The organism is Pseudomonas sp. SWI44 (assembly GCF_002947915.1).
GTDB classification, from domain to species: domain Bacteria; phylum Pseudomonadota; class Gammaproteobacteria; order Pseudomonadales; family Pseudomonadaceae; genus Aquipseudomonas; species Aquipseudomonas taiwanensis.
The window spans coordinates 4,915,556-4,941,183 of record NZ_CP026674.1; the positions used below are offsets into that span (position 1 = coordinate 4,915,556).

Annotated in this window: 26 protein-coding genes and 1 pseudogene; 12 read left to right on the forward strand and 15 right to left on the reverse strand. The window is 60.8% G+C overall.

Features of this window, described 5'->3' with window-relative positions; translation table 11 throughout:
- Positions 1-59 precede the first annotated feature (59 nt).
- On the reverse strand, positions 60-506 hold the full coding sequence (locus C4Q26_RS23230) for a PAS domain S-box protein (RefSeq protein WP_023380940.1): 447 nt from the start codon (positions 504-506) through the stop codon (positions 60-62).
- A 147-nt stretch (positions 507-653) separates the two neighbouring features.
- On the opposite strand from C4Q26_RS23230, the gene C4Q26_RS23235 reads away from it, so the two are divergent.
- Positions 654-1,541 (forward strand): MerR family transcriptional regulator, encoded by an 888-nt coding sequence (locus C4Q26_RS23235; RefSeq protein ID WP_104881642.1) that lies wholly within the window; start codon positions 654-656, stop codon positions 1,539-1,541.
- A 51-nt stretch (positions 1,542-1,592) separates the two neighbouring features.
- On the opposite strand, the gene C4Q26_RS23240 is transcribed toward C4Q26_RS23235, so the two are convergent.
- On the reverse strand, positions 1,593-2,714 hold the full coding sequence (locus C4Q26_RS23240) for a mechanosensitive ion channel family protein (protein ID WP_023380938.1): 1,122 nt from the start codon (positions 2,712-2,714) through the stop codon (positions 1,593-1,595).
- Between the two features lie 304 nt (positions 2,715-3,018).
- Here C4Q26_RS23240 and C4Q26_RS23245 point away from each other — a divergent pair, with 304 nt between their 5' ends.
- The 3 genes from C4Q26_RS23245 to C4Q26_RS23255 all read left to right on the forward strand — a co-directional run bounded on the left by C4Q26_RS23245 (position 3,019) and on the right by C4Q26_RS23255 (position 4,145).
- Positions 3,019-3,333 (forward strand): hypothetical protein, encoded by a 315-nt coding sequence (locus C4Q26_RS23245; RefSeq protein ID WP_027906722.1) that lies wholly within the window; start codon positions 3,019-3,021, stop codon positions 3,331-3,333.
- Positions 3,334-3,407: 74 nt separating this feature from the next.
- Positions 3,408-3,704: a DUF6555 family protein gene (locus C4Q26_RS23250; RefSeq protein ID WP_104883609.1), complete on the forward strand. Its 297-nt coding sequence runs from the start codon at positions 3,408-3,410 to the stop codon at positions 3,702-3,704.
- Positions 3,705-3,926: 222 nt separating this feature from the next.
- Positions 3,927-4,145 carry a hypothetical protein gene (locus tag C4Q26_RS23255; protein WP_104883610.1) on the forward strand — a complete coding sequence of 73 codons (219 nt, stop codon included), beginning with the start codon at positions 3,927-3,929 and terminating at the stop codon, positions 4,143-4,145.
- 201 nt (positions 4,146-4,346) lie between these two features.
- Here C4Q26_RS23255 and C4Q26_RS23260 read toward each other — a convergent pair whose 3' ends face one another.
- Positions 4,347-5,261, reverse strand: a complete 915-nt coding sequence (locus C4Q26_RS23260; RefSeq protein WP_104881643.1) for a LysR family transcriptional regulator — start codon at positions 5,259-5,261, stop codon at positions 4,347-4,349.
- A gap of 183 nt (positions 5,262-5,444) precedes the next feature.
- On the opposite strand from C4Q26_RS23260, the gene C4Q26_RS23265 reads away from it, so the two are divergent.
- From C4Q26_RS23265 to C4Q26_RS23275, 3 genes are read left to right on the forward strand one after another with little or no spacing between them, the layout of a single operon-like run.
- A complete protein-coding gene (locus C4Q26_RS23265) occupies positions 5,445-6,782 on the forward strand; it encodes a nucleobase:cation symporter-2 family protein (protein WP_104881644.1) in 1,338 nt (445 codons plus the stop codon).
- A 59-nt stretch (positions 6,783-6,841) separates the two neighbouring features.
- The gene (locus C4Q26_RS23270; RefSeq protein ID WP_023380932.1) at positions 6,842-7,348 is read left to right on the forward strand and encodes a nucleoside deaminase; all 507 of its coding nucleotides are present in this window, start codon (positions 6,842-6,844) and stop codon (positions 7,346-7,348) included.
- On the forward strand, positions 7,345-7,695 hold the full coding sequence (locus C4Q26_RS23275) for a hydroxyisourate hydrolase (protein ID WP_104881645.1): 351 nt from the start codon (positions 7,345-7,347) through the stop codon (positions 7,693-7,695). The genes C4Q26_RS23270 and C4Q26_RS23275 overlap by 4 nt, the downstream gene beginning before the upstream one ends.
- Before the next feature lie 120 nt (positions 7,696-7,815).
- On the opposite strand, the gene C4Q26_RS23280 is transcribed toward C4Q26_RS23275, so the two are convergent.
- From C4Q26_RS23280 to C4Q26_RS23305, 6 genes and pseudogenes are all read right to left on the reverse strand, one after another.
- Entirely contained in the window at positions 7,816-8,760 is a 945-nt protein-coding gene (locus C4Q26_RS23280; RefSeq protein WP_104881646.1) for a PDR/VanB family oxidoreductase, read from the reverse strand.
- Positions 8,757-10,187: an amidohydrolase family protein gene (locus tag C4Q26_RS23285; protein WP_023380929.1), complete on the reverse strand. Its 1,431-nt coding sequence runs from the start codon at positions 10,185-10,187 to the stop codon at positions 8,757-8,759. The genes C4Q26_RS23280 and C4Q26_RS23285 overlap by 4 nt, the downstream gene beginning before the upstream one ends.
- 16 nt (positions 10,188-10,203) lie before the next feature.
- Positions 10,204-11,006: pseudogene (locus C4Q26_RS23290) on the reverse strand (ABC transporter permease).
- Positions 11,007-11,016: 10 nt separating this feature from the next.
- The gene (locus tag C4Q26_RS23295) at positions 11,017-11,865 is read right to left on the reverse strand and encodes an ABC transporter ATP-binding protein (protein ID WP_027906719.1); all 849 of its coding nucleotides are present in this window, start codon (positions 11,863-11,865) and stop codon (positions 11,017-11,019) included.
- Between the two features lie 66 nt (positions 11,866-11,931).
- On the reverse strand, positions 11,932-12,957 hold the full coding sequence (locus C4Q26_RS23300) for an aromatic ring-hydroxylating dioxygenase subunit alpha (RefSeq protein ID WP_104883611.1): 1,026 nt from the start codon (positions 12,955-12,957) through the stop codon (positions 11,932-11,934).
- 41 nt (positions 12,958-12,998) lie between these two features.
- Positions 12,999-14,018 carry an ABC transporter substrate-binding protein gene (locus tag C4Q26_RS23305; RefSeq protein ID WP_104883612.1) on the reverse strand — a complete coding sequence of 340 codons (1,020 nt, stop codon included), beginning with the start codon at positions 14,016-14,018 and terminating at the stop codon, positions 12,999-13,001.
- Positions 14,019-14,654: 636 nt separating this feature from the next.
- On the opposite strand from C4Q26_RS23305, the gene C4Q26_RS23310 reads away from it, so the two are divergent.
- Both C4Q26_RS23310 and C4Q26_RS23315 read left to right on the forward strand, forming a co-directional pair.
- On the forward strand, positions 14,655-15,461 hold the full coding sequence (locus tag C4Q26_RS23310; protein WP_023380924.1) for an outer membrane protein OmpK: 807 nt from the start codon (positions 14,655-14,657) through the stop codon (positions 15,459-15,461).
- A 222-nt stretch (positions 15,462-15,683) separates the two neighbouring features.
- The gene (locus tag C4Q26_RS23315; RefSeq protein ID WP_023380923.1) at positions 15,684-16,475 is read left to right on the forward strand and encodes a substrate-binding domain-containing protein; all 792 of its coding nucleotides are present in this window, start codon (positions 15,684-15,686) and stop codon (positions 16,473-16,475) included.
- A gap of 346 nt (positions 16,476-16,821) precedes the next feature.
- On the opposite strand, the gene C4Q26_RS23320 is transcribed toward C4Q26_RS23315, so the two are convergent.
- From C4Q26_RS23320 to C4Q26_RS23345, 5 genes are all read right to left on the reverse strand, one after another.
- Entirely contained in the window at positions 16,822-17,445 is a 624-nt protein-coding gene (locus C4Q26_RS23320) for a TetR/AcrR family transcriptional regulator (RefSeq protein ID WP_027906716.1), read from the reverse strand.
- Positions 17,446-17,447: 2 nt separating this feature from the next.
- A complete protein-coding gene (locus C4Q26_RS23325; RefSeq protein ID WP_104883613.1) occupies positions 17,448-18,050 on the reverse strand; it encodes an NAD(P)H-dependent oxidoreductase in 603 nt (200 codons plus the stop codon).
- A 352-nt stretch (positions 18,051-18,402) separates the two neighbouring features.
- Positions 18,403-20,811 (reverse strand): TonB-dependent receptor, encoded by a 2,409-nt coding sequence (locus C4Q26_RS23335; protein WP_104883615.1) that lies wholly within the window; start codon positions 20,809-20,811, stop codon positions 18,403-18,405.
- Positions 20,812-20,891: 80 nt separating this feature from the next.
- Positions 20,892-21,890 carry a FecR domain-containing protein gene (locus C4Q26_RS23340; protein ID WP_023380919.1) on the reverse strand — a complete coding sequence of 333 codons (999 nt, stop codon included), beginning with the start codon at positions 21,888-21,890 and terminating at the stop codon, positions 20,892-20,894.
- The gene (locus C4Q26_RS23345) at positions 21,887-22,393 is read right to left on the reverse strand and encodes a sigma-70 family RNA polymerase sigma factor (protein ID WP_104881652.1); all 507 of its coding nucleotides are present in this window, start codon (positions 22,391-22,393) and stop codon (positions 21,887-21,889) included. The genes C4Q26_RS23340 and C4Q26_RS23345 overlap by 4 nt, the downstream gene beginning before the upstream one ends.
- A 241-nt stretch (positions 22,394-22,634) precedes the next feature.
- On the opposite strand from C4Q26_RS23345, the gene C4Q26_RS23350 reads away from it, so the two are divergent.
- Positions 22,635-23,459: an AraC family transcriptional regulator gene (locus tag C4Q26_RS23350; protein WP_104883616.1), complete on the forward strand. Its 825-nt coding sequence runs from the start codon at positions 22,635-22,637 to the stop codon at positions 23,457-23,459.
- A gap of 73 nt (positions 23,460-23,532) precedes the next feature.
- Positions 23,533-23,919 (forward strand): cupin domain-containing protein, encoded by a 387-nt coding sequence (locus tag C4Q26_RS23355; protein ID WP_104883617.1) that lies wholly within the window; start codon positions 23,533-23,535, stop codon positions 23,917-23,919.
- A 312-nt stretch (positions 23,920-24,231) separates the two neighbouring features.
- Here the strand turns inward: C4Q26_RS23355 and C4Q26_RS23360 are convergent, their stop codons facing one another.
- On the reverse strand, positions 24,232-24,435 hold the full coding sequence (locus tag C4Q26_RS23360; protein ID WP_023380915.1) for a hypothetical protein: 204 nt from the start codon (positions 24,433-24,435) through the stop codon (positions 24,232-24,234).
- Between the two features lie 566 nt (positions 24,436-25,001).
- Between C4Q26_RS23360 and C4Q26_RS23365 the strand changes: the two genes are divergently transcribed.
- Positions 25,002-25,460 carry a hypothetical protein gene (locus C4Q26_RS23365; protein ID WP_027906712.1) on the forward strand — a complete coding sequence of 153 codons (459 nt, stop codon included), beginning with the start codon at positions 25,002-25,004 and terminating at the stop codon, positions 25,458-25,460.
- The last annotated feature ends 168 nt before the right edge of the window (positions 25,461-25,628 follow it).

Here is a 25,628-nt window from a genome sequence, read left to right on the forward strand (position 1 = left end):
TAGCTGAAGACTACGTCTAAAATTGTACAAGTCAACGGCCTTGTACAGCTTTTTTTGTATCAAGCTTCGAGCTCGCCCAATTTGCCCTGCAATTCAGCGACTTGCGCTTCCAGTTCCCGGATCCTTTGCTGGGCTTCCATTCGTGCCGTGACGTCGTGCTGGATCCCGATGTAGTAGGTCAACTGGTCCGCCTCGTTATGCACCGGCGTGATGGACAGTTCGTTCCAGAACAAGCTGCCATCCTTGCGGTAGTTGCGCAGCACCTGACGGCAGGGCTGCCCTTGGGCGATGGCCTGGCGGATGGCAACGAGCCCTGCCTGGTCGTGGTCCTGGCCTTGGAGGAAGCGACAGTCCTGATAAAGGATATCGGCGGCGCAATAGCCTGTGAGGCGTTCGAAAGCGGGGTTGACGTAGATAAGGATGCTGTCGTCGCCTTCCTGTTCGGCGACGACGATGCCATCGTTGGAATGCTCGACCATCAGTTGCAGGAGTTTTGCGTTGATCATTTAGCCACCCACGGATTCATGTTCAGTATGCGCAGCGTAGCTCTACTGTCGAGAGCTTCGGTGCGGTTCGTCGAATGATGACTCAATGATGCTCGCCCAAGAAGATGTGCAGGGGTTTAGAATGTGTTATCTCACGGATGCCCCACGATGACTGAAGCCACCCCACCTGATCTTTTTCCCATGCGCGATGTGGTCACCATGACCGGCATCAACCCCGTTACCTTGCGTGCCTGGGAGCGGCGCCATGGCCTGATCCGCCCACAACGTACCGATGGCGGCCACCGGTTGTACACTGCCACGGACGTGCAGCGAATCCGCGACATCCTGCGCTGGACCGCCAATGGCCTGCCGATCAGCAAGGTCGGCGAAATGCTCGCGGGGCAAAGCAAGACCAGCCTTGTGCGCGACGATGCCTTCGATGAATGGCGTACGGCCGTTGTGCGCGCAACCAGAACATTCGATAGCCAGGCGCTGGAAGGTATCCATGGCCAGTTGTTCACGCTCTTTCCCAAGGCCAGCGTGATGCATGACGTGCTGATGCCGGTCTGGCGTGGTCTGGCATCCGGTAGTGGTTTCGGGGAGCGCAGCCAGTGGCTTTTCCTCGATACCTTCCTGCGCGCCAGGTTACTCCTGCGCCTGCAGATGAATCAGCCCGATGCCCCTCGGGTCCTGCTGGCTGGTTTGGAGGACCATGCCGAGCTTGAGTTGCTTAGTACCGGTTTGCTGCTCAGTGGCGAGCGCCAGCGCATCGAGGTGCTCGGTCGTGGCCAACCCCTCGAAGAACTGGCCCTGCTGTGCGCGGCGATCCAGCCCGCGGCGGTGGTGATTGCCGTACGGGAGCCTGTTACCCCTGTGCTGGCCAGGCGCCTGCGGTCGTTGCAGATGGACGTCGCTTGCCCGTTGGCGGTGGTGGGCGAGGGCCTGGACGATTCCCTGGGGGTTTTGCAGGGTATTCCGCTGTGCCTGCTGAACGAGCGTCAGAGCAATGTGGCGGGTGTCCTGGAAGCGCTGCTCAGCGGTGCGCTGGACCTGTGACGGAGAGGGAAGACGCCTTGGCTGTCGACGCCTTCCCTGGGGCTTGTGCATTCAGGCTCCTCTGAAGCCACGGCCTTCGCGCCCTGCAGACTCAACGTTGGCCTCTGGCAAGGCGGTGACCTTGATTGCCCGTACCGGAACGGCGAATGTGGCGCCGATCCGGGAGAAGCGTTCCAGTAGACGGAAATTGATCGCTTGCTGGATATCCATGTACAGGTTGTAGCCTGGGTCCTTGACGATATACACGCACTCGAACTCCAACGCCTCCTTGCCGAAACCGCGCAGGTGAGCACGGTCGAAACGCACCTGATCCTGCGCCTTGATCGCTTCTTCGACGATGCCCGGCGCCTTCTTCACCGCCTCGGTGGGTGTGTCGTAGGAAAGGCCGAATTCGAACACGATGCGGCGTTCCTGCAACCGCTTGTAGTTCTGGATGGTGCTGCTGATCATGCTGGCGTTGGCCATGACGATCTGCTCGCCGCCAAGGCTGCGGATACGCGTGGTTTTAAGGCCGACATGCTCCACGGTGCCCGCCAGCGGGCCGATGACGATGAAGTCGCCGACTTCGAACGGCTTGTCCACGGCGATCGACAGCGAGGCGAACAGGTCGCCGAGGATGTTCTGCACGGCCAGCGCCACCGCGATCCCGCCCACACCCAGGCTGGCAACGAAGGCAGTGATGTTCACGCCCAGGTTCGACAGCATCGCCAGCAACACCACCGACCACAGTAACACCCGCGCGCCCCAGGCCGAGAGCGTGGCCAAGGCGCTGCCCTGGTTCAGGCCATCGGCCCTGTGGCGTGCGAAGTAGCGGCTAAGGCCTAGGCTTATGGCGCGGTTGGCCCACAGGCCAATCTGCAGGGCGGCGACCACGAACCACAGGCTGCTGACCCGGCTGAGCCAGCGCTCGGGCAGGTCGAGCAGGCTCAAGCCTACAAGCAAGGAGGCAAGGAACAGCAGGAAATTGCTGGTGCCAGCCAGCACCTTGGCCAGCACTTGGCTCAAGGCGCCATCGTGCATTGACCAGCGCCGGACCCGGTGCAGCAGGAAGCTGATCGCCGCACGGGCGACCAGGAAGGTCACGAGGGTGGTGGTCAGCGCCAACAACACGTTGAGAATGGAAATACCGAATACGGTGGTGTCGGTGAACAGTGCAATGATGCGATCGTTCATCAGCGGCTCGCCTCCTGGTTGCCATCGATAGGTGTGCAATTCCTTGTCTTGGACGTCCGGCAGACGCCACAGGTCGATTGGATTTCATCAACCGAGCGATAGCGCCGAATGTTTCGGCGCGTTCAGTGGGAAGGACGGGCGGGACGCAGAGGGGTGGCTCATTCGCGCACGGCCGATGACCGGTGGTTGTACAGCGTCAGTCGTTTTGTAGAGGCCTGGCCGGTTGTCCGACGGCGTCGATTTTTTTCGATCGGCAGCGCCGATCAGAGGATCTACCGACGACAACAGCGGCGAGGGCCAGCAGATGAAGCACAGAGGCGAGACCTATCGACAGTGGTGTGACCCGATCCTGCATCATCAGGCCCATGAGGAGACCCTCGACGATGGCACCTGTCTGGAAGTGCAGACGCGTCTGTCACGCACGGGAGAAACGCAGTTGTTCATTGGTGTCTATCGACGCGATGGCTCGGTGGTGCGCGAGCGGGTCTACAGCCGACGCCCCGGAGAAACCATGAGCCGGGCATTGGTATGGGGCGTGGGATATGCCAGGCGAGTCGCGGTCGCAGGTGATGCAGTCAGGGCCGAGGCCGCTGGCGGTTCGCTTGGCCAACAACAGTGACCAATCGGTCAAATTAACTGAATCTTTTCTGCCTCGACTCGCTCCATTGGCTTGAATCGAAGGAGGAGAGTCCAATGGCAGGACAGCAGTTGTATGTGATCGAATATGAGCTTCACGGGGAGTTTCGCACGTTCATCATCCGCCAGGAGCGTATGGACAATGCTCAGGCCTGGCACTGGGCGAGCTGCGATGCGGGGGTTGGCATCATCCCCAGGTTTGGCCAGCACAGGATCAAGAAGGTCAGCCGGCCCATGGCCGAGCGGTACGGTATCGCCAACGTACGGTGGTGGGTATCGGGGCAAGGTCCGGAGTTCGTCGCGCCGCTTATCGATATGAAGAAGTTCTCTAATAGCGGCAGTGCCGACACGTGAAGCCTTGCAGACGGGCACGATGAGCCAGGGCGATTTGCCCTGGCTTTTTTGTTGCAACCCCTTTACGGGTTGTAAATGAGCATTCCGAGGCTGGTTCAACGCAGCATCACCCGGTATCAGGGCTTTTCGCACAGAGCCTAAAACCTTTGAACGAATACGAAGGTATGACACTCAGCTGTTCATGCAGGGCCATCAGCGTGAGTCAGAGGAGGAGCTTCAACCATGCTCAACGAGCCCACCAACCAGGAAGTTGCGACCTTGATCGACATCAGCGAATCACAAGTCCAACACTACCGGGGAGAATCATATCTGCTGGGTGATGGCACCTGGCTCGTCCACTTCGCCTATTTCATGCCCAAGGAACTGCGTGCCAAGTTGACCGGCAGTTTCACCTTGATGATCAAGCCTCACGCCTGCGCGGGCGAGCGGCGCAGTGGATAGACCGTTCGCCAGCAGCGTCGTGCCCGTAGATGAACCGTTGCCCCCGTTCCAGGTTCTCCACGCGACAGCGTTCTCCAGGTGGCATACCCGGTTGCGGGACGTATCGGGGCTTCACCTCAGCTCGTGCAGACGCTGTTGCGGGCACTGAGCGCCTGGCCTTCAGCGGCAGGCGATTTCCGCCGCCACCCCACGGACACGCTTCTATAAAGTCGTTGCCCGCCCAAGTCGATCCAGCTCGAACACCTTGCTGTGCTGCAGGCGGTCGCGCAGGTAGCTCGCCGCCGGCCCCGCTTGGCGGCTGCGATGCCACAGCAGGTCCACCCCCACCAGCCAGTCGGTGTGTGGGTAGGCTTCCAGTTGCAACTCCACCAATTGGCCGCTCTCCAATTCGCGCTGCACCAGCAGGCGCGGCAGGGTCGCCCAGCCCAGCCCTGCGCAGACCATCTCGACCAGTGCCAGGTAGCTCTCCGCACGCCATAGCTGGCCCGCACGCAGATACTCGCTGCTGGGCAGTTTGTCGGCATGGGCAAAGAAGGCCAGCCGGCGATGGGCGTTGAGGTCGGCGAAACTGACCGGTGATTGTCGCGCCAGGGCGAACTGGTGATGGCAGACGTGGGTCATGATTAGCTTGCCCAACTGCTGGAAGGCAAGCTCAGGCGGGTAGTCGGGCTGGGCGAATGTCACCCCAAGGTCAGCTTCGCCGGTGAGGATCATCTCGCTGACATCGCCGTGCAGCGGGTGGCGGATCAGCAGATCGACGAAGGGGAACGCTGCGTCGAAGCCCTTGAACGGCGGTATCAGTGGGCCATACGGGACTTCGATGGCTAATGTCAGTGCCGCTTCGACCTGGCCGGCCAGGCTGTCGGCGCTGCCCTCCAGGGCATAGCAGCGTTCGAGGATGCCTTCGGCCCGCAGCAGCAGCTTGTGGCCGGCGGGTGTCAGACCAGGAATGCGGCTGGAGCGGTCGAACAGCTGCACGCCAAGGTCGGTTTCCAGGTTGCTGATCGCCGCACTGACCGTCGATTGCGTGCGCCCCAGTCGCCGCGCCGCGGCAGAAAATGAGCCTGCCTGCACGGCGCTGACGAACACCTGAAGTTGTTCCAGTGAAAAGCGCATCGCCTGATCCTTCCCAAACGGTCCAACCATCGATATTAGCGATGGTTAATCATTTGCTCCATCGTTGAATTAACAGGATGCTCCCCGTCGACATCGGCGACAGCTGCCCATGCTTTCCTGTGCTGCATGTCACTCCGGGCGCCTTCAACAATAAAAAGAGCCGCACTTCAGGAGCGTCACAACATGAGCCAATCTCTGATCCACCCCGTGGACGAAGTACTGCCTCCACGGGAGCTGTTCACCTTCGGCCTGCAGCATGTGCTGGTGATGTACGCCGGTGCCGTCGCCGTACCATTGATTCTCGGTAGCGCCCTGGGACTGAGCCATGCCCAGGTGGTCACGTTGATCAATGCCAACCTACTCACCTCGGGAATCGCGACCTTGCTCCAGACCCTCGGCCTGAGGTGCTTCGGTGCCCGCTTGCCGCTGATCCAGGGCTGCTCGTTCATCGCCTTGGCACCGATGATCATGATCGGTAAGGAATTCGGTCTACCCCATGTGTTCGGTGCGGTGATCGCCGCCGGTGCACTCACGATGGCCATAGCACCGCTGTTCAGCCGCCTGCTGCGTTTCTTCCCGCCGGTGGTGATCGGCAGCCTCATCACGGTCATTGGCATCTCGCTGATGCCTGCGGCAGCGATCTGGCTCGGGGGAGGTCAGCCAGGTGCCCCGGATTTCGGCGCACCGGCCAACTTATTGCTGGGCCTGGCGACGGTGGCGATAACCCTGGTGATCCATGCCCGCTTTCGCGGTTTCATCGGCAATCTCAGCGTGCTGCTGGGGCTGATCGTCGGCAGCTTGGCGGCGGCGGCATGCGGCATGACCGACTTCAGCCGGGTGGGGGCGGCGGCGTGGTTCGAGCTCAGTGCGCCAATGGCGTTCGGTGTTCCGCAGTTCTCGTTGACGCCGGTGCTGATCATGTTCCTGGCCATGCTGGTGATCATGGCCGAGACCACCGGTAACTGCCTGGCCATCGGCAAGCTGACCGGCAAGCCTGCCGACCCGCGAACCCTGGGCAACGCGTTTCGTGCCGATGGTTTGTCGACCATGCTGGGCGGGTTGTTCAACAGCTTCCCCTACAACGCGTTTACCCAGAACACTGGCCTGATTGCGCTTTCTGGCGTCAAGAGCCGTTACGTGGTCGCTGCCGCAGGCGCCATCATGGTGTTGATGGGGCTGTTTCCCAAGCTGGGTGCTCTGATCGCCAGCGTGCCGACACCCGTGCTCGGTGGCTGCGCCATCGTGATGTTTGGCATGACCACCGTGGCGGGGATCCAGGAACTGTCGCGGGTGCGCTTCGAGGGGACTCGCAACGGCCTGGTGGTGGCGGTATCGGTCAGCATTGGCGTATTGCCGATGTCAATGCCGGCGCTGTTCGAGCATGTCAGCGGTCCGCTGAAACTGGTGCTGGAGAGCGGCATCTTCCTCGCCGCAGTCAGTGCCATTGTGCTCAACCTGCTGCTCAATCGTGAAGCCGAGACAAGCACTCAGGACGCCATCGACTCCAAACTGGCCAAGTGAGCCTTTCTTCACGCGCGCCCGTCGGCGCGCTTTCAACTGCCTCTCAGGGAGCAACCGCCATGACGCTGTCCACCCCCCATGCCACCGACCTGTCCGAGCTGGACCTTGACCTGCTGCGCCAGTCGATCAGCCTGTCCGAGCAATCGCGCAGGGATGGCCGACATCCATTCGCCGCACTCGTCGCCGATGCCCAGGGCCGCATCATCGCCAGCGCTGGCAACAATTCCATGCCCCCCGAGGGCGATCCGACCCAGCATGCCGAGCTCGTGGCGGCCGCGCAGGCAGCCAAGCTGCTGACACCTGAGCAACTCGCGTCCTGCACGCTATACACCAGCGCCGAGCCCTGCTGCATGTGCGCCGGGGCGGTGTATTGGACCGGTATCGGCAGGGTAGTCTATGCGTTGTCGGAGCATGCCCTGCTGGGTTTGACCGGCGCCCACCCGGAAAACCCTACGTTCTCGTTGCCATGCCGCGAAGTGTTCGCCCGTGGTCAGCGCATCGTGAAGGTGCATGGGCCAGTGCTGGAGGATGAGGCGGCGCGAGCTCACCAAGGGTTCTGGTCATGAACGGCGGCGTTTCCGTGCATGTCGTCGACATCGCCAGCGGGCGCGCCGCGCATGGGCTGCGGGTGAGCATCGGGGCAGTTGGCGAGGCGGCGTTTGCCGAAGGCATTATCGACGCCCGCGGCCAGTGGCCGGCTCTGGCTGCGCTGAACGAGCGATTTGGCGTCGGCGTCTACGAACTGCGCCTGCAGGTGGCGCAGTTCTATCGCCAGCTCGGCACCGAATTGCCCGCCATACCCTTCCTGGACGAGTTGGTGTATCGCTTCGGCATCGGCGAGGCGCAGGCGCACTATCACCTGCCTTTCAAGATCACCGCCTGGGGTGTCAGCTGTTTTCGTGGAGGCGCTTGAGCTGCATCGCTGCCAAGCTTAAGCCTGGCAGGGTTGGCGATCGAGCATTGCGGGTGCGCCCGCCCCTGTAACCTCGCCAACCCGTTGGATGTCAGGTTATCGGGCACTGGTTGCCCGGCCTCAGGCGTCCAGCACCAGGTGCGGACCCCGCGCGACCGAGACACATGGCGCGATCCATTCACCGCTGTTGCGCTGTGCCTCGCTGAGGCATTCGTCACGGTGTTGCGGTTCGCCCTCGATGACCCGGCACACGCAAGCACCGCAAATACCCATGCCGCATGAGATGGGCAGCGCCACCCCAACTCTCGCGGCAGCCTGGACCAGGCTTTCGCCCGCGTGCACTTGGACTTCACGCCCACTGCGCTGCAGAACCAGCACACTGCTGGCGCCGGCTTGATCGAGTGGCTCAGCCGGCCTGAAGTGCTCGCGGTGCAGCGCCGAAGCCGGCCAGCCGCGAGCCAGGGCGATCTGCTCGACGCTTTCCATGAACCCCGCAGGCCCGCAGCAGTACACGCTGGCTTGATGTTGCCAGTCGGGCAGTTGCTCATGCAGGCAGTCACGGATCTGCGCCGCGCGCAAGCCTCTGAACACCTCGACGTGCGGACCCAGGTGCTGGACAAGGGGCGCCTGGTGCAAGTGCCGGGTGAAATACAGCAGCCGCACCGCACGCCCCTGTGCCTGGCATTGCCGGTACATGGGCAGCAGCGGCGTGATGCCGATGCCCGCCGCCAGCAGCGTCACCGGGCCGTTGCCAGGTTGCAGGGAAAACAGGTTGCGCGGCGCGCTTACCTCTATTCTTGCACCCAGGCGCAGGTGCTCATGCAGCCATTTCGAACCGCCCCGTGAAGTGGGTTCACGCTTGATGCCCAGGTACAGATGCCCCTCATCGGGCAGGCTGGCCACGGAGTATTGGCGCACCACGCCGTTGCCCAGGCGCAGGTCGACGTGGGCGCCGGCTGCCCAACTGAAGGGCAGGGCGCCGCCGCCCGGTGTGCCCAGTTCGACACCCAGCACATCGTCGGCTTCCAGGCGCAAGGCACGTACTTGCAGGGACGTCCAGTTCATGCGCGTACTCCCGCCGCCCGTTGCAGGCGCACCACGGCCTCGCGGGCCTGGCAGCCCAGTTCGGCAAGGTCCAGGCCAGGGATGGCGTCGTTCTCCACCCGCAGCTGGCCGCCGACCAGCAACGCCCGCAACGTCGGTCGCCCGCCGCCGACCACTGGCGCGATTCCGAGGTCATGCAAGCCAAAGTAGCGTGGCTGGTCGAGCCGGTACAAGGCGAGGTCCGCCGCCATGCCGACTTCCAGCGTGCCCAGCGCATCCAGCCCCAACACCTGGGCGCCGCCGGCCGTGCCCCAGCGCACCACGTCTTCCACACAGGCGACATGGGCACCCCCCTCCAGCGTGCCGCCCGCGTAACCAGGCAAGGCCCGCTCGCCGCCCTTGGCCCGCTGCATAAGCCAGGCGGCGTGGGTTTCGCTGATCATGTCGCAGGCTTCGTTGGAGGCCGCCCCGTCCACACCGATCGAGATCGCCATGCCAGCAGCTTCCATGGCGACGATGTCGGCAATGCCGCTGCCCAGCCGGCCGTTGCTCTGGGGGCAATGGGCAACGCCGGTTCCGGTCGCGCCCAACAGCCGGATTTCCTCGGCGCTGAGCTTGACCAGGTGGGCGAACCACACATCCGGCCCCAGCCATTCGTGTTCTGCGCAGAAGGCAACCGGTGAGAGCTGATGGCGACGCTGGACTTCGTTCTGGTACTCCACCGTTTCGCTCAAGTGACTGTGCAGGCGGATGCCCAGCTTGCGGGCGGCGCGGGCGGTTTCACGCAGGTGCTCGGGTGGCATCGAATAAGGTGGGCTGGTGGGCGCCATTACGACCCGGCGCCAGGCGTCGGCGGCGTGGTCGTGGTAGGTGCGTACCAACCGCTCGACGTCATCCAGGTACTGCTCCAGGGTCTCCGGCCCCGCACTTGCCGGGCCTTCGGCCTGGCGCACCTGGGTCGCGCCGCCGCGGCACAGCACGAAGCGCAGGCCAAGCTGCTGTGCTTCCTCGAACAGGATCTGTGCGCTATCGAAGCCCATGCCTGGCAGGTAAAGGTAATGGTGGTCGGCAACCGTACTGCAGCCGGAGCGAGCCAGTTCAACCAGGCCGATACGTGCGGCCAGGCGGAAGCTGTGCTCATCGAACAGCCCGCGGTAGCGATACGGGACCGCGCCCAACCACGCCCCAAGGCTTTGGTCGATCCCTGCCGGAATACCCTTGAGCAGCGACTGGAACAGGTGGTGGTGGGTATTCACCCAGCCGGGATAGACGACGCAATCGGTAGCGTCGAGCACGGGTTCGCCTGTCTCCGGCCGCAGTGTGCCGATGGCTGCGATACGCCCTTGGCTGATGCGGATGTCCGGCCCGGCATGACGCGCTGGCACGCCACGCAGGCCGGTGAGAATGGCGCTGGCGTTGCGGATCAGCCAGCTGTCTGAATGCTTCATGTGGGTCTCCATAGGCTTAGCCCAATTCACTTTCGTGCCAATGGCGAAGGCTCAGGCGAGCCAGCACGGCCATCAGGCTGAACAGCGCGACGCCGGTCAGCGCGATCAACACCAAGGCGGCGAACAGCCGCGGGATGTTCAGCTGAAAGCCCGCTTGCAGGATCTGGTACGCCAGCCCGGCGCCCGTCCCCCTGTGCCGGCAACGAATTCGGCCACCACTGCACCGATCAACGCCAGCCCGCTGGCAATCCGCAAGCCGGCGAAGAAGCATGGCAACGCGCTGGGAATACGCAGACGCAGCAGCACCTGCCAGCGGCTGGCGCGATTGAGCCGAAACAGGTTCAGCAGCCCCGGGTTGACGCTGCGCAGTCCCAGGACCGTGTTAGCGATGATCGGAAACACCGCGACCAACGTGGCGCAGATCACCAGGGCCAGGGTGGTGTCGCTGCACCAGATGATGATCAGTGGTGCGATGGCAACCACTGGCGTGACCTGCAGCAGGATGGCGTAGGGGAACAGGCTGGCTTCCACGACGCGGCTCTGCACGAACAGGAAGGCTGCCAGGGTGCCGATGACCACCGCGAGGGCAAACGACAGGAAGGTGATCTTCAAGGTCATCCACAGTGCACCCAGCAGCATCGGGCCGTCGGCAATCAGCGTGCGGCCAATATCGGCGGGTGAGGGCACCAGGTACACCGGTACCTGCCAGGCGATGCACGCCAGTTGCCAGAGTGCGAGCAACGCGGCGCCGACCACCAATGGTGAGGCGATGCGCAACAGGGCTGGGTTGTGTAGCCAGGGCGTAGAGGTTCGGCTCATGTCGGGGCTCTCAGGAAGGCTCGCCGTTGGCCTTGGCCAGCAGCTGGGACAGGTGGGCACACTGGGCGATGAAGGCGGGGGAAGTGCGGTAGGCTTCGTCGCGCTCCCGTGGCCCGTCGATGGCGACATCGGCGATCACCCGACCGGGGCGGGCGCCCATCACCACGACACGCGACGACAGGTACACCGCCTCGAAGATGCTGTGGGTGACGAACACCACCGTCAGGTCGCGCTCGGCCCAGAGTTGGCGCAGGTCGCTGTCGAGCTTGTTGCGGGTGAACTCGTCCAGGGCGCCGAACGGCTCGTCCATCAGCAGCAGGTTGGGTTCGGTGGCCAGCGCCCGGGCGATCGATGCGCGCATCTGCATGCCGCCTGAGAGTTCCCGCGGATAAACCTCGCCGAACGCGCCCAGGCCTACCCGTTCAAGTGCGGCCTGCACCTTGGCCTGGCTGTCGGCCCGCGGCACGCCGGCCAGGTCCAGGGGCAGGCGCACGTTGTCCTGCACCTTGGCCCAGGGCATCAAGGTCGCTTCCTGGAACACCATTGCCAGGCGGCGGCCAGTGCCGCGGCTGTCGCTGTCGGGGGCCTCTTTGCCCCACCAGCGCACGTGGCCGGCGGAGGGCTGTTCCAGTCCGGCGAACATCTTCAACAAGGTGCTTTTGCCGCAGCCTGAGGGGCCCAGCAACGACACGAACTCGCCGCGCTGGATCGCCAGCTTGACTCGGCTCAGGGCATGGGTGCCATTGCTGTAGGTCTTCTCGACCTGATTGGCGAACAGCGGGGTGTCGGCGCTCACGGCGTCGGCACCGATGGGGGCCTGCAGCCGGGCGTTGGCTTCGGATAAGGTCTGCATCAACATGGCGCTCTCCCGTTGGACATTGAGCGGTTGCGTATGCCCCGGCGCACCGGGGCGTCGAACAGGTAGTCAGTGGCTGGCGAACACTTCGCTTTCGCCATGGGCTTCGAGCAGCCCCAGCAGTTGCCGGCGGATCACCAGGCCAGGCTTGTCCGAGGGCATGTGCAGCTCGACGCGCCGACGGGTATCGACACAGGCGTCGGGGTCGGTGGCTTCGAGGATGTCGCGGTCCTCGGCGGTGATCGCCGCATCCCAGTCGATGAGCGCCTGGGTCGAGCACTGTTCTTCGCTGTCGTTGCGGTACAGCCATTGCACGAGCATCAGGCGGCCATCGTCGATGGGTGTGGCGCAGTTGTAGATGATGTGGTGAATGCCGCTATCGGGGTACATGCAGCCGAAGCGGCGCGAGAACGGCAGGTAGTAACGGTTGATCAGATGGCGCTCGGTGATCGGCGCACGGGTTCCGGTGATGGCGAAGCTCTCTTCTGGGTTGCGAATCGCGACGCGTGTTTCGGCCTCGAAGCCGTAGTCGGTCTCGCGAAATTCGTAGCTGGCCGGTTGCGGTTGGTCGAATAGGCCGAAGTTGGCCTTGTGCACGAAGGAGAAGTGCGAATTGTCGAAAGAGTTTTCCATGACCCGCAGCGGGCTGGTTTTCCACTCTTCGTAGAATTGGAAGATTCGGCGATAGCCAGGGGCACCGTCCTCGGGGAAGTCGGGGATCGGCTGCAGCGGATCGTCCAGTGCCACCCAGGCATAACCGTATCGCGCCTGGCAGTGGAAGGTCTCGACTGCCGCACCGGGTGGAATCGCGCCGGTCGGGTTCTGCGGGATCTTCACGCAGGCGCCGGTGCAGTCATATTCCCAGCCGTGGTAGCCGCAGGCGATGTTGCCGGCCTCGCTGACAAAGCCTTTGGACAGTTTGGCGGTGCGGTGGCAGCAACGGTCGCGCATCGCCACCGGCGTGCCGTCGTGGCGTTTCCACAGGACCAGGGCTTCACCGAGCAGGGTGAACGGCTTTGGCCCGTCGTCCAGGGCGGTCAGGGGCAGCAGGGCATACCAGAAGCGACGCAATACAGGTTGTTTGGTGACCAACATGATCCAGTTTCCTCACACGGCTTGAAGTTGTCGTTATTCGTTCAGCGGCTAGCGGCCTGGGGCGCGTCGGGCAGCACCCTCAGGTCGTCCACGAAGCGAGTGGTGTAGGCTTGCTGCCACGGTGCGGCGGCGCCGAGCAGGCCGGCCTCGACCATGAAATCGCGGGTGGCCTGCCAGCGGGCGTCGCTCATGGTGCCGATGCCTTGGGTCGCGGCATCGCCGCGGGTCAGCAATTGGTGTTGCTTGAGGGTCGAGAGGCCCCAGGCCAGCAGTTCGTCAGTCATGTTGGGGTTATCGCGCTTGATCAGCGCATTGCCGGCGGCGGGGTTTTCCAGGTAGCGCTTCCAGCCCTCGAGCGAGGCTCGGACGAACCCCGCGACGCGCTGCGGATGTTCATCGATGATGTCCTGGCGGGTGGCCAAGGTGGAACCGTAGGGTGGGTAGCCTGCGTCGGCGAACAGGAAGAAATTCGGCTGCTGGCCGGCTTTGATTGCCTGGAACAACTCCGAGCTGGCGTAGGCCTGCTGGGTGGTATCCGGGCCGGCGAGGAACGGCTGCAGGTTGAAGGTATAGGGGCGCGCCTGGTTGTCCTGGAGCTGGTACTTGCCCTTGAGCCACGGCCACCAGGTTTGCTGACCGGAGGTAGACACCAGCACCTGCTTGTTCTTCAGCGCGTCGAGGCCTTGGATGTCAGCGTGGGTCATCAGGCCCTGTGGGTCGCCCTGAAAGGGGGCGGCTACCGCAACCACTGGGAGGCCTTGTTCCACGCTTTTGAGGATCTGCAGGTCGTAGTTGACGATGAAGTCGGCCTGTTTGCTGACCAGCAACTGCATGCCATTGACCTGCGGGCCACCCATGCGGATGGTCACATCCAGGCCTTCCTTCTCGTACAGACCCTCGGCCAGGGCCTGGTAGAAGCCACCCTGTTCGGCCTGGGCGTACCAGGAGGTGAGCAGCACGACCTTGTCGTTGGCCACGGCCAGGGACGTGCCCGCCAGCATCACGCTGAGCGCTGCCGCCAGCGAGCGCAGCGGTTGAGTCAAGCCAAAGCGGTTTTTCATGATTGTTCTCCACCTCGATTCGAAATCCGCAGGGTGCCTGTGGGCACCTCAACGAGAAGACCGAGTGGAGAAACAACGCGGCAGGAGCAGGGTGAGTGTTCTCGGCTGACATTGTTCTCTTGCCCATGGCCGATTGGCCGCGTGCAAACATCCACTCGGATGTACGCCTGATCAAAGGCGCAAGAGCAATGCCCCATGCCGTCCACCGGCACTGACCGCTTCTACTCGACCGTACACGAAGCCAGAAGCGTGCCAGTTCCTGAGAGCCGCTGAAACAGGGCTGGCGGAGCCTGGCCGGGGCGTTGCGAGGTCAGGGCAGTGGATCGATACGGTGCAGCGAGGCCTGCGCCAGCGCTATTTGAGTGCGCAATATCGTTACTGGTGAGTATTCATTTGTCGGATTTATTGCTCACAATCCATGCGTATTACTGTATTCGATCAGCTGGCACGTACCCTGCTAGGGATCATGGGAGTAGAAGCGGTCAGTGCCTGGAAATGGCATGGGACATTGCTCTGGCGGCATCACGCCGCACACCCGGCAGGGGTGGCGCCACGGTTTGCTCCGTGGCCAGAGACGAGGTCTGTCCGCCTGTCCCTTGCGGGTGAATTTCACCGACCTCAGCCCAAGGGATGCCCATGAAACTCAGCCCATTTGCCTGGTTCTTCCACAGCTTCCTGCCCGTCTGCGCCCTGGCGAGCGCCAGCGCCCAGGCTGGCCCGTTGATGTGGAGCGACAACAGCCTCAGTTATCTCTACGGCCATAACTACAAGGTCGATGGCACCGGCAATGACATCCAGCAGACCGTCACCTTCGAACATGCCAGCGGCTGGAGCTGGGGGGATGTGTTTCTGTTCGTCGACAACAAGTGGTCGAACGGTTTATCCGGCAGTGATGGGTATACCTACTATGGCGAGTTTTCTCCGCGCTTGTCGCTGGGCAAGGTCAGCGGGCAGAACCTGCGTTACGGCGTGATCAAGGATGTGCTGATTGCCGCCACCTACGAGCGCGGGGAGGGGCGTATTCGCCGGTACCTGTTGGGGCCAGCGGTGGACCTGTTGCTGCCTGGATTCGACCGCTTTTCGCTCAACACCTACTATCGCAAGCCCGACGGCATCACCGGCAAGGCATCGGGGCAGTGGCAGATCAACCCGACCTGGGCGATGACCCTTCCGTTGGGGCGGTCGGACATCCTGTTCGATGGTTACCTGGAATGGTATGTGAATGACGTTGGCCGCAAGGGCACGTCGGACTATGTAGCCAAGAGTTTCCACTTCAATCCGCAGATCAAGTACGACCTTGGCAAGGCGTTAGGGCACAACCCGAAGCAGTTCTACGTGGGGGTAGAGTGGGATTACTGGTCGGACAAGTATGGGATCGAGGACAGTCACGGCTTTGCAACCGACCAGAATGCGCTGAGCGCATTGCTCAAGGTTCATTTCTGAAGAGCAGGGTCGGTCCAGTGCCGTCCTGTGCATGTCCCTGAGCACCGAGCGCCGTCCGGGCGGCGCATCGGTAACGCTGTGGCCGAGGATGACGGCGCGCCGACTCACGTTCGCATCGCCCGTACGGCTTGGGATATGAAACATTCTTAACGACTGATTAACCATGGCTGTCTCCGCACTTCGGTAAGGTTCTGTTTTTCATGAATTTGCGGAGAACCCACAATGTTTCGGATGCTGTCTTGCACTGTCCTGTTGATGGCCACGTTCGCCTGCTCGGCGGCTGACGCGGCGCCCTCGGGGGAGGCTCTGACGGTGCTCAGTTCTGGCGGAATCATGGGCGCTATCCGCGAAGTGGCCCCCGCGTATGAAAAGAAATTCGGCGTCAAGCTCAACGTCGTGGCTGCTCCGTCGATGGGCGAGACCCCGCAAGCCGTGCCGAACCGACTGGCTCGCGGCGAGCCGGCAGACGTCGTGCTCATGGTCGGATCGGCGCTCGATAAGTTGGTCGACCACGGCCAGGCGGACAAGGCCAGCCGAGTCGACCTGGGCAAGTCTTTCATTGCCATGGCTGTGCGCAAAGGCGAACCGAAGCCGGACATCAGCACCCTGCAGGGCTTGCGTACGGCTCTGCTCGACAGCAAGTCGGTTGCCTATTCCGACAGTGCAAGCGGCGTGTACCTTTCCAAGACTCTTTTCCCGCGCATGCAATTGGGCACAGCGTTCGATGCCAAAGCCCACATGATCCCTGCCGAGCCGGTCGGGGCCGTGGTTGCCCGTGGCCAAGCGCAGATCGGTTTCCAACAACTGAGCGAACTCAAGCCCGTGAAGGGCATCGACATCGTTGGCCTGATCCCGGCCCAGGCGCAGAAAATGACAATGTATTCGGGCGCCATCGTCAGCAAGAGCCCGCACCATGCCGCGGCCCAGGCACTACTGGACTACCTGGCCTCGCCACAAGCGGACGCGGCGATCGAGGACAGCGGCCTGAAGCCATTGATTCACAACGCCGGCTGAAACCAGGGGCGATGCCTGGTTTCATGTAGCGTGCGCGATTAGTGCGGTTCGACGGTTTGCTGCAGATGATGTGATCTGCCGCTAGGTGCGCTCGGGCCCTTCCTGGAATGCTCGACCCGGGCGACCGCCACCTTGAAAGGCCTGCCACTGGGATTGATCGCCTGAACGCGCAAAGCGATGGAGTCTGGGGAACGGGATTGCCCGGCAAGGTGGCGCAGTAGCAGAAAGATCACTCCTGGGAGCAGAGCACCCTCTCAAGCACCGCCCACTGGGTCATACGCAGTGGCACCTCGGGCAGTAAGCGTGATTGGCAGGAGACGATTACCGGCCCGCATCGTCATGACACCTACTCGGTCGGTCGCCTACTCTGCGGCGTGTTGCGCTCAATGCCGCCCAGTAGCGTTTGTCGTAGTTCTTCCTTCGCCTGGGCCTGAGTGATGTCTCCTGCCACGGCTGCATCCGATAATGCATCGGCCGCCCCCAACATGCCCCAGAGGTAGGCGTTGGAAATACCAGCAGGCTGGGCGAAAGGTGCAAAAATCCCGAGGCACTTCGTGATCAGGGCCTTTTGATACTGACGTTTCAACATGGCCAACTCCGGTGAACCGCTCAGGGCTGCCAGCACACCCTGAATCTCCCGCCCCTGGGTCATCACGCAATCGACATAGGCGCTGGCGAAGGCAGTCGCTTTATCCTGCAAGGTGGACTCAGCCGCCGCGATCGCGGCGTCGAAGAGGGCGGTTTGGCGAGCGTCATAGTCTTCGTACAGTGCAGCCAGCAGGCCTTCGCGGGTACCGAAGTGGTCGTAGACCACCGGCTTGGTTACGCCCGCCGCTTCGGCCAGGCGACCTAGGGTCAGAGCATCCGTGCCCTCTTCGGCGATCAGCATCCAGGATGTTTCCAGCAACTGGCGGGCGCGTGCAGCTCTGGGCAGGCGTCGACGGGAAGGTGCGTCACTTGGCGTTGTCATGCTCAACGCCCCTGCGTGTGTGAAGCGAAGATACCGGCACCGATGGCCTGTGCTGTTTCCAGATGAGCCTGCGGATAACCCTTTTCCGAAGGAAGCAGTACGCTTGAACAGTGCACCTGTGCGCCGCAGTAATCAAAAATGCCGTGCTCGATCTGGGTCTTCATGGCGGATGTGTAGCCGTGCCGCGTATAGGTACCTTCATCGGCGCCGCCAATGGCTACCAGGTGAACGTTAAGGCGCTTGAGCTTCTTCACAACCTTACCGTCGCTGTCGTCGTAGGCCCAACCCTGGGAGAAGACGCGGTCGATCCAACCCTTGAGCAGGGCAGGGAAGGACCACCAATGGACTGGGTAGACCAAGACCAAAGCGTCTGCACGGTCCAGTCGTTCTTGTTCGGCAGCAACGTCGGCGGGTGGCTCTGCCTGCTTGTGAAATAGCGCTTGGTCCGCCAGGTTGAAACGCGGGTCGAAGCCCTCGGCGACGAGATCGGCAAACTCTGCGCTGTTGTGTGGGTTAGAGGCCGTGATGCCGTGGACGATGTGCTGGGCGATGGCATGGGTCAAAGAACGCGGATCGGGATGGGCGACGACGATTAAACTGTGCATGATCGGTTCTCCGACAGAGGACGCGTGGTCCTCGATGTAGAAGCGACCGCGCTTTAGCTACTAAAGGTAACCTACTGATAGTAGCTTTTCCAGTTCGGTATGCTACTCCGTGAATTTTTCATACTGCAGAGGTCTGTGAGGTCGGCAGTAATCTTTGTAGGAACGGGTTCACCCGCAAACACGGGCGAAGCCCTCGCCATTCACCGCGCGGCCTGCTTCGTGGGCGAACCTGCTCTCCCACCGTCCATTGCGCACTCTCCGGCATTTTTACCCAACTTGGCAGGTATGCCATGCTCGGCCTGTAAGGCGGTCGTTGCTATCGACCCATCGCCCAGCACGAAGCGCGCGAACGTCAGAAGTTGTACTTGAAACCCGTCATGATGTTTCTTGGAGCACCGTACATACCGTGGTCGCCGGCATAGCTGAGGTATTCACGGTCGAACACGTTGTTCAGATTGACTGACGCACTTAGATGCTGGTTGAAGTCGTAGCGAGCCAGGAGGTTGGTGACGGCATAGCTACCCTGGGTGAAGGTGTGCAGGTCGGCACCGGTTTTGCTCTGCCAGTTCACACCGCCGCCAAGGGTGAGCTTGTCCAGAATCCCCGGCAGGCGATAGCGGGTGAAAGTCTTGAGACTGTGGCGAGGCAGGGTGGTAACGATACGCTGGTCGTCAGCGTCGGTGCTGACCGCATAGGCATAACCGGCAGATGCCTGCCAGCCTTCGGCCAGCTCTCCGTCCAGGGTGAATTCAGCGCCTTTGGTAGTGGTTCCCTGTTCCGACTTGTACGTGTTACCGCCTGGAGTATCGATCCAGATTGCCAGGTTGTCCTGCTCGATCTTGAACAGCGCGACGCTGGAGTTCAGCTTGCCGTCGAAGTGGCTTCCCTTGACGCCGACTTCATATCCGGTGCCCTCCATCGGATCCAGAGGTTTGTTGTCGATGTCGCGAACCCAGGACGATTGTGGGTTGAAGATTTTCGTATAACTGGCATACAGCGACCACGTATCGTTGACGTCATACACCACGCCAGCATACGGGATGTACACGCCGGTTTCCGACTCCTTGGTCTTGGTTTGCTCGGCGTTGTAGGGTTTATCCTCGGTGTCACGATGCCAATCGATCACGCGGCTACCCAGCAAGACACTGAGATCGTCGGTGGCGTGCAGGCGCGTGGCGAGATAAGCGGCGTATTGAGTTTCGTCGGCAGTGGATTTGCCAGTGACGTCGAATTCCGGTTTGACCGAGCCGCCGTTCCAGTTCAACAGGTTATCGATTGCGCCAGCCGGAGAGCCGGAATAGTCGTATTTCCAGCCGCCGTAGCTTGGCACGTCCTCGTAGTAGTTGGACAAGGTCACGCCGGCGATCAATTCATGCTCGCGGCCCAACAGACTGAACGGGCCGGTCAGGTAGGCATCGATGTTGTTCTGGCGGGGGATGCCGGAGAAGCGCACGGGCAACTGTGTGGTGCCGCTTCCGTCCGGATTGAGGCTGCCGTTGACGTAGTTGAAGACTTCATCAAACTTGTTTTCGGAGTGGGTCAGCTCGATCTTTCCGCTCCAGCCATTGGCGAACTGCTGTTCGATCGAGGTGAAAAAACTGGTTTGCTCATGGTCGTTGTAAGACCACGTTTGAGCCGAATTGAGTGAGCGTTTGAGGTTGGTGCGAGACCCGTCGGTGAAGCGGGTCGGCAGGCCGGAGCGCATGGGCGAGTCAACGTCTGTGCGTTGGTAACTGAAGCCCATCGTCAGCAGGGTGTCTTCAGTCAGGTCGAACTCGGTAATGCCGTAGATCAGCTGCGAGTCCTGTTTGTAGCGGTCTACCCATGACTGCTCTGTCTTGAAGTCGGCGACCAGACGACCGCGTACGTTGCCGGTTTCGGTCAGCGGGCCAGATACATCAAAGCCAGTTCCGTAGCGGTCCCAGTTACCCGCTTCTGCGGTGACGCTGGCCTGAGCCTCGGAGGTCGGACGCTTGCGGATCAGGTTGATCGTCGCTGAAGGGCTGCCCAGGCCGCTGATCAGGCCGGTAGCACCGCGCACCACCTCCACCCGGTCATACATGGCCATGCTCTGGGTGTAATTGTCCATGCGCTTGACGGTGGGCACACCATCGATTTCAAAGTTCTGAACCTCGAAGCCGCGTGAGAAGTAACCATCGGATTCGGCACCCAGCCCGTCGCGCAACACGATGATGCCCGGTGTGGCATCGAGGGTATCGCTTAGATTGGTAAGGCGCTGGTCATCCAGGCGCTGGCGGGTCATGACGGTCAGCGACTGCGGGGTCTCTTTGGGGGTCAGGTTCAGACGGGTCGAACTGCTGGATGAGTAGGTGGTATAGAGCCCGGTACCTTCTGTAGTCGACCCGGGCGCTTTGCCCGAAATTGAAATGCTTTGAAGCTCCAGCACGTTAGAGGCCGGCGCTCGCTGGAGGGTGTATCGCCCATCCGGCTGGCGCACCGCTATGAGCTGGCTGCCCTCAAGCAGCGCCTGTAACGCACCGTCGACCGTGTAATCACCCTTCAAGCCAGGGCTGGTTTGTCCGGCAATCAATTCATTGGGAAACGACAACAACAAATGGGCTTGCTGGCCCAGGTGATTGAGCGCAGTGCCCAGTGGCGCCGCGGGGATTTCGTAGTGTTGCACGCTGCTATCGGCGGCTGCCCACACTGGCGATGAACTGGCAATCAGAACCGCCGCGGCGCAACCCAGGGTGCTGGCGAGCGGGTTTGCGTAGCACGACGAAATACTGCGGTGATGCATGTGAAGTTCCCCGATGTTTTTGATGTTTGGCCTATAAGTCTCGCCAGAAATCAAAACGGCTCATCGAAGACGAAAATAGTTCAAACGGTTGCTGGCAAGGCGCGCAAGTTGACCCATAGGCGAGTGAAACGCTGGACATCCAGTTTCAGTGTCTGGGCAATGGCATCGATGATTCGATCACTGTCTGCCAGCGGGTAGGATCCCCATACACGCAGGTTGGCCAATGCGGGGTCGCACCCGAGATGCCCATGACGATAACGACCCAGTTCATCCAGGAAAGCCTGGAGCGGTTGGCCGTTGGCGACGATCATGCCTTCTGCCCAGGCCGGAGCGTTTGCTTGCAGTGCATCCTGATCGAGCAGCCCGAGCGGCCCGAAACGAGCCAGTTGCCCGGCCTGCAAGGGAGTCCACGTGCTCGCTTTTGCCGGTTTTACCTGAAGCGAGCCACGATAGACCGCCAACTGAGTCGAGCCATTCTCAAATTGGCGTACCGTGAAGCGCGCCGAGGACGCCTGCGCGCGGATCTGAGGGGCTTCGATGGAGAGTGCCTGGTTCAAAACCGTGTCGACCAGGATCTCGCCGCTGAGTAATCGAAGGTGCCAGCGATGATCTGTATGACGAACATTTATCGCGCTGTGGGTATTGAGATCAAACGACAGATTGGCGTTCAGCGCGACGCGTCGCTGCTCTCCAACGCCCGTGACGTAATCGGCGCTCAAGCGCGAAACCACTTCGCTGCCTCCGGCCAACCATGCACCCGCGCCTGTGGTAAGCAGCAGGGCCAGGCCCTTGATAGCCCGTCGTCTGCTCAACCCTTCCTGAGAAGAAAGCAACAGGGCCTGTCGGGCAAGGTTTGGATCGCCCTGGGTACGTATTGAGTCTAGCTGCGCAGCCAGGGCCAAGGCCCTTTCCCAGGCCAGCTCATGCAAGGGGTGTTCACTACGCCATGCCATGAAGGCGGCCTGTGCGGGTGAATCGAAGTGAGCTTCCTGCATATCGAGCCACCACGCCATCGCCGCCTCGCACATTTTCGGTGATGGCGCGGGTTCTGGGGTAAAGGCGTTTTCGGTGATCGTCATCCCAGCGCTTCCGTGACCAGCATGCACTGCGCACCTGCCTTGATGATGTGGCGTTTGACGGTAGCGATTGAAATACCCAGCCGCTCGGCAATTTCCCCATGGCTGAGCCCATCCAGTTGCGACCAGAGGAATGCCTTTTTGACGGCGACATCCAACTTACAGAGTGCTTCGTCGAGTCGAACCAGCGTCTCGAAAATAATCAATTGGGTAGCCAGATCCGGCAGCACGTTTTCGTCATCCGTCTGAATTGCATCCAGATAGGCTTTTTCCAGGCGTGTGCGGCGGTAGTGGTTTGACAGGACACTGCGTGCAACCTTCGCCAGAAACGGTCGAGGCTGTCGGACTTCCAACGCCTCTTTGCTGAGCAACAGGCGCATGAAGGTGTCCTGCATCAAATCAGCGGCGCGGTGTGAGCAGCTCAATTGCCGATACAGCCAGCGACGCAGCCAGCGGTGTTGCTGTTCGTAAAGAGCCGTGAGCTGAGCATTGTCGACGGATGCCATGAGTTTGAGTCGATGCAAATGAGACGTAGTATCATATGTGACTATTGGGCTGCCGACAAGAACGCAGAATGTCTGCTTAGGATCGTGTAGCGACGGTCATACCTTCACTGTCGCTATACGCTTTCAGACCAGCAAACGACCCATTGCGGACATTGAACGGAAATGGATTGGGTGCTCGCGTAATCCTGAAATAGGATGGGCTATTTACATTCAAGATGGCGCACTAGCGGTGAGCATACCCATGGAGCGAAAAGCAATCCCGTCATCCACCTCTGATTGGGTCATACGCAGCACTACACCTGGCAGTGTGGAGCGCATCGAAGCGTGGTTTGGCGGCCATGGCTACGACCTGCATCGTCACGATACATATTCGATAGGCCGTACTCTTGCCGGCGTTCAGAGCTTTCACTACAAGGGAGCGCTGTGCCACGGCGTGCCAGGCAACACACTTGTGCTGCACCCCGACGAAGTGCATGACGGCATGGCTGGCACGGATGTGGGTTTTCGCTATCGGATGGCCTACATCGACCCGTCGCTTATACAGAACGTTCTCGGGGGAGAACCGTTGCCTTTCATTGCTGGCGGACTATCCTGCGACCCGCGCTTGTACCACGCCAGCGAGGCTTTCGTGCAGGCACTCGATCATCCACTGGAAACACTAGAGGAACAGGACGCCGTTTATGACTTGGCAATGGCGCTTCGTGCAGTCGGCGGCAAGCCGCGTGGTCGCAAACGTCTGGATTACCGCTCTGCCGGGCGCGCCAGGGAGTTCATCCTGGAGCACCTTCACGTGGACATCACGCTGGAGATGCTCGAACAGGCGAGTGGACGTGAGCAATGGAGCTTGTCGCGAGACTTTCGGGCCCTTTACGGCACCAGCCCATACCGTTTTGTCACGCTTAGGCGCCTGGATTCTTTCCGCAGACTGATTCTGGATGGCTTCTCACTGGTCGATGCCGCCCTTGTCTCAGGCTTTCATGATCAGAGCCACATGACCCGGCATTTCACTCGCACCTACGGCGTGCCGCCTCTGCGTTGGCTGGAACGCTTACGCACTGTTCGCTAAGTTGCAGGATCGTACAAGAACAGCGCGCTTTCCGCTCGATAGGCTGGTCACTCCAAATTAGAGAGGATCAGCTATGTCCAGCATGCATCAGCAATCGGCATCACCGCCTGTAAACCTGACTCAAAAAGCTTCTCTGATCGAGCAGCAATGGAGCCCAAGGGTCGTCGCGGAAATGAACGACTACCAATTTAAGGTGATACGCATCGAAGGTGAATTTATCTGGCATTCACACCCAGAAACTGATGAAGCTTTTCTAGTGCTCGAAGGTCTCTTGCGCATCGATCTCCCCGAGGGCTGCGTTCATGTGAAGCCGGGCGAACTGTATGTCGTACCACGTGGTGTAGAGCACAGAACAGCGGCAGAAACGGAAACAGCACTTATGATGATTGAGCCGCGAGGCGTGTTGAATACTGGTCATGAAGTCGAGGAGCGAACAGCGCTGAATGACGTCTGGATCTGAGTCGACATCGACAGTAGTGGCTAGCCTCATCAGGGCGTGAAGCGAACACCTATCGAGAGGGGGCCGTTTCATGCCCCATGGTCTGCAAGCGCAGATCCGACCGGTGGGGCATAGACCAGGAAGGTGGCGCATTTCGGTCCGGAGCCGGCTACCAAGCGATGAGGCCGATACTGGATAAAGAGTCCAGATTCGATGCCCGCTTTGGGTCGAAAGCGGTCACCCACGACCGGCTGCATTCGACCCAAAGCAGACCTCCGACATGGACCGCTCTCGTCCAAAAGCTGTAGTTCATGACCTATCGAATACGCAGTGTTAGATAATTCCCATTTCTTCAGGCCAGGTTTCCACTTCAAGCTTTTTCGCCGTCTCAATCAAGCAATTTATTTCCGCGTTAGATGCGTCGTTCAGTTCAGCAGCAATTGCCTCAAGCGCCGCTACGTCATCATCGTTTTCGACATTATGCCGGTCATCAATATGTTTGCAGGCAAGGATCAATGCCCGTGCGATGGTTTCCATGTAGATCTCCAACAAACACGCAACGGTTGTAGAAGTAGTAAAGGGTCATTCGGATACCGCAGAGCGTAGCATTCGAAGAGCGGATGGGCAGCTTCTGGCCGATTGCTGCCCTCCGCGAAGGGCAGCTATGGGTCGAAAGCAGTCACTCACGACCGGCTGCTTTCGGCCCGAAGCTGCCATTCATGAAGGGCAGAGATCAGCCAAAAGCAGCTAGGCTTTGTACGAAAAGCCTTGAAACTCGGTGATGCTGCGTCGAAAACAGCCTCGGAATGCTCATTTTCAACCCGTAAACTCCGCTTCCTAGGCTGTTTTCGCCTTGCCTGACCTTCGTCCCAAGACTTTTCAGACAGACCCTAGTCATTACTGATCGAGATCGGCCACCCGCTGCCCCAGGCCCTTATCCCCGCCTGAGCCGGTCACTTTCTGATGTCCCTCACAGATCCCGGATGAATCCGCTTCTGCAACTGAGCGCGCAACGGCCTATCGGGCAGAGCAGTTGTCTTGCGACTAGCTTTACCTCGAGCACTAAAATCTCCGTTCATAGCTCAACCCGGTAGAGTTTCGTTATGACTAAAATAATCGATCTCACGATCACCCAAGATTACCTCAATCCATTTGCCTTGCCGGAAAACCCCAAGTTAAGCCCGGAGCTGACCGACTACTTATCAGATAGTGCTTGGTACCATCCCGATCTGTGCCTACACATTCGTTGCCCAGAAGACGAGCGAGAACGCCTGCAGCACGCCATCAGCAATACCTTTGCGGAAAAGAGGGAGCAACTCAGAGGGGATATTCGCGTCCAACGGCTGGTAGCGCTGACACTCTTAGGCTTGGCGCTTGCCTTGGTGCTGGCAGGCACAGCTCTGGGGATTGAAGGCACCATCCCTGTGGGAGTCGTTACAGTCACCGCGTGGATGCTGCTGTGGCGTAGCGCAGAAATATTTTTTCTGGATATCCGCAGCATTAAGCGGCAGCAGCGTAAGTACCAACGCATTGCCAGCGCATCAAAGCAGTTTATGCCTTAGGCTCTGTACGAAAAGCCTTGATACTCGGTGAGGCTGCGTTGAGAACAGCCTCGCCTGACCTTCGCCTCAAGACTTGTCACATGGCGCCAAGTTCTGACGGGCTGATAATCCGACTTTTTCAACTACATTGTCCCATGGCTACTCGGTATGAAGGGCACCAATTGAGGC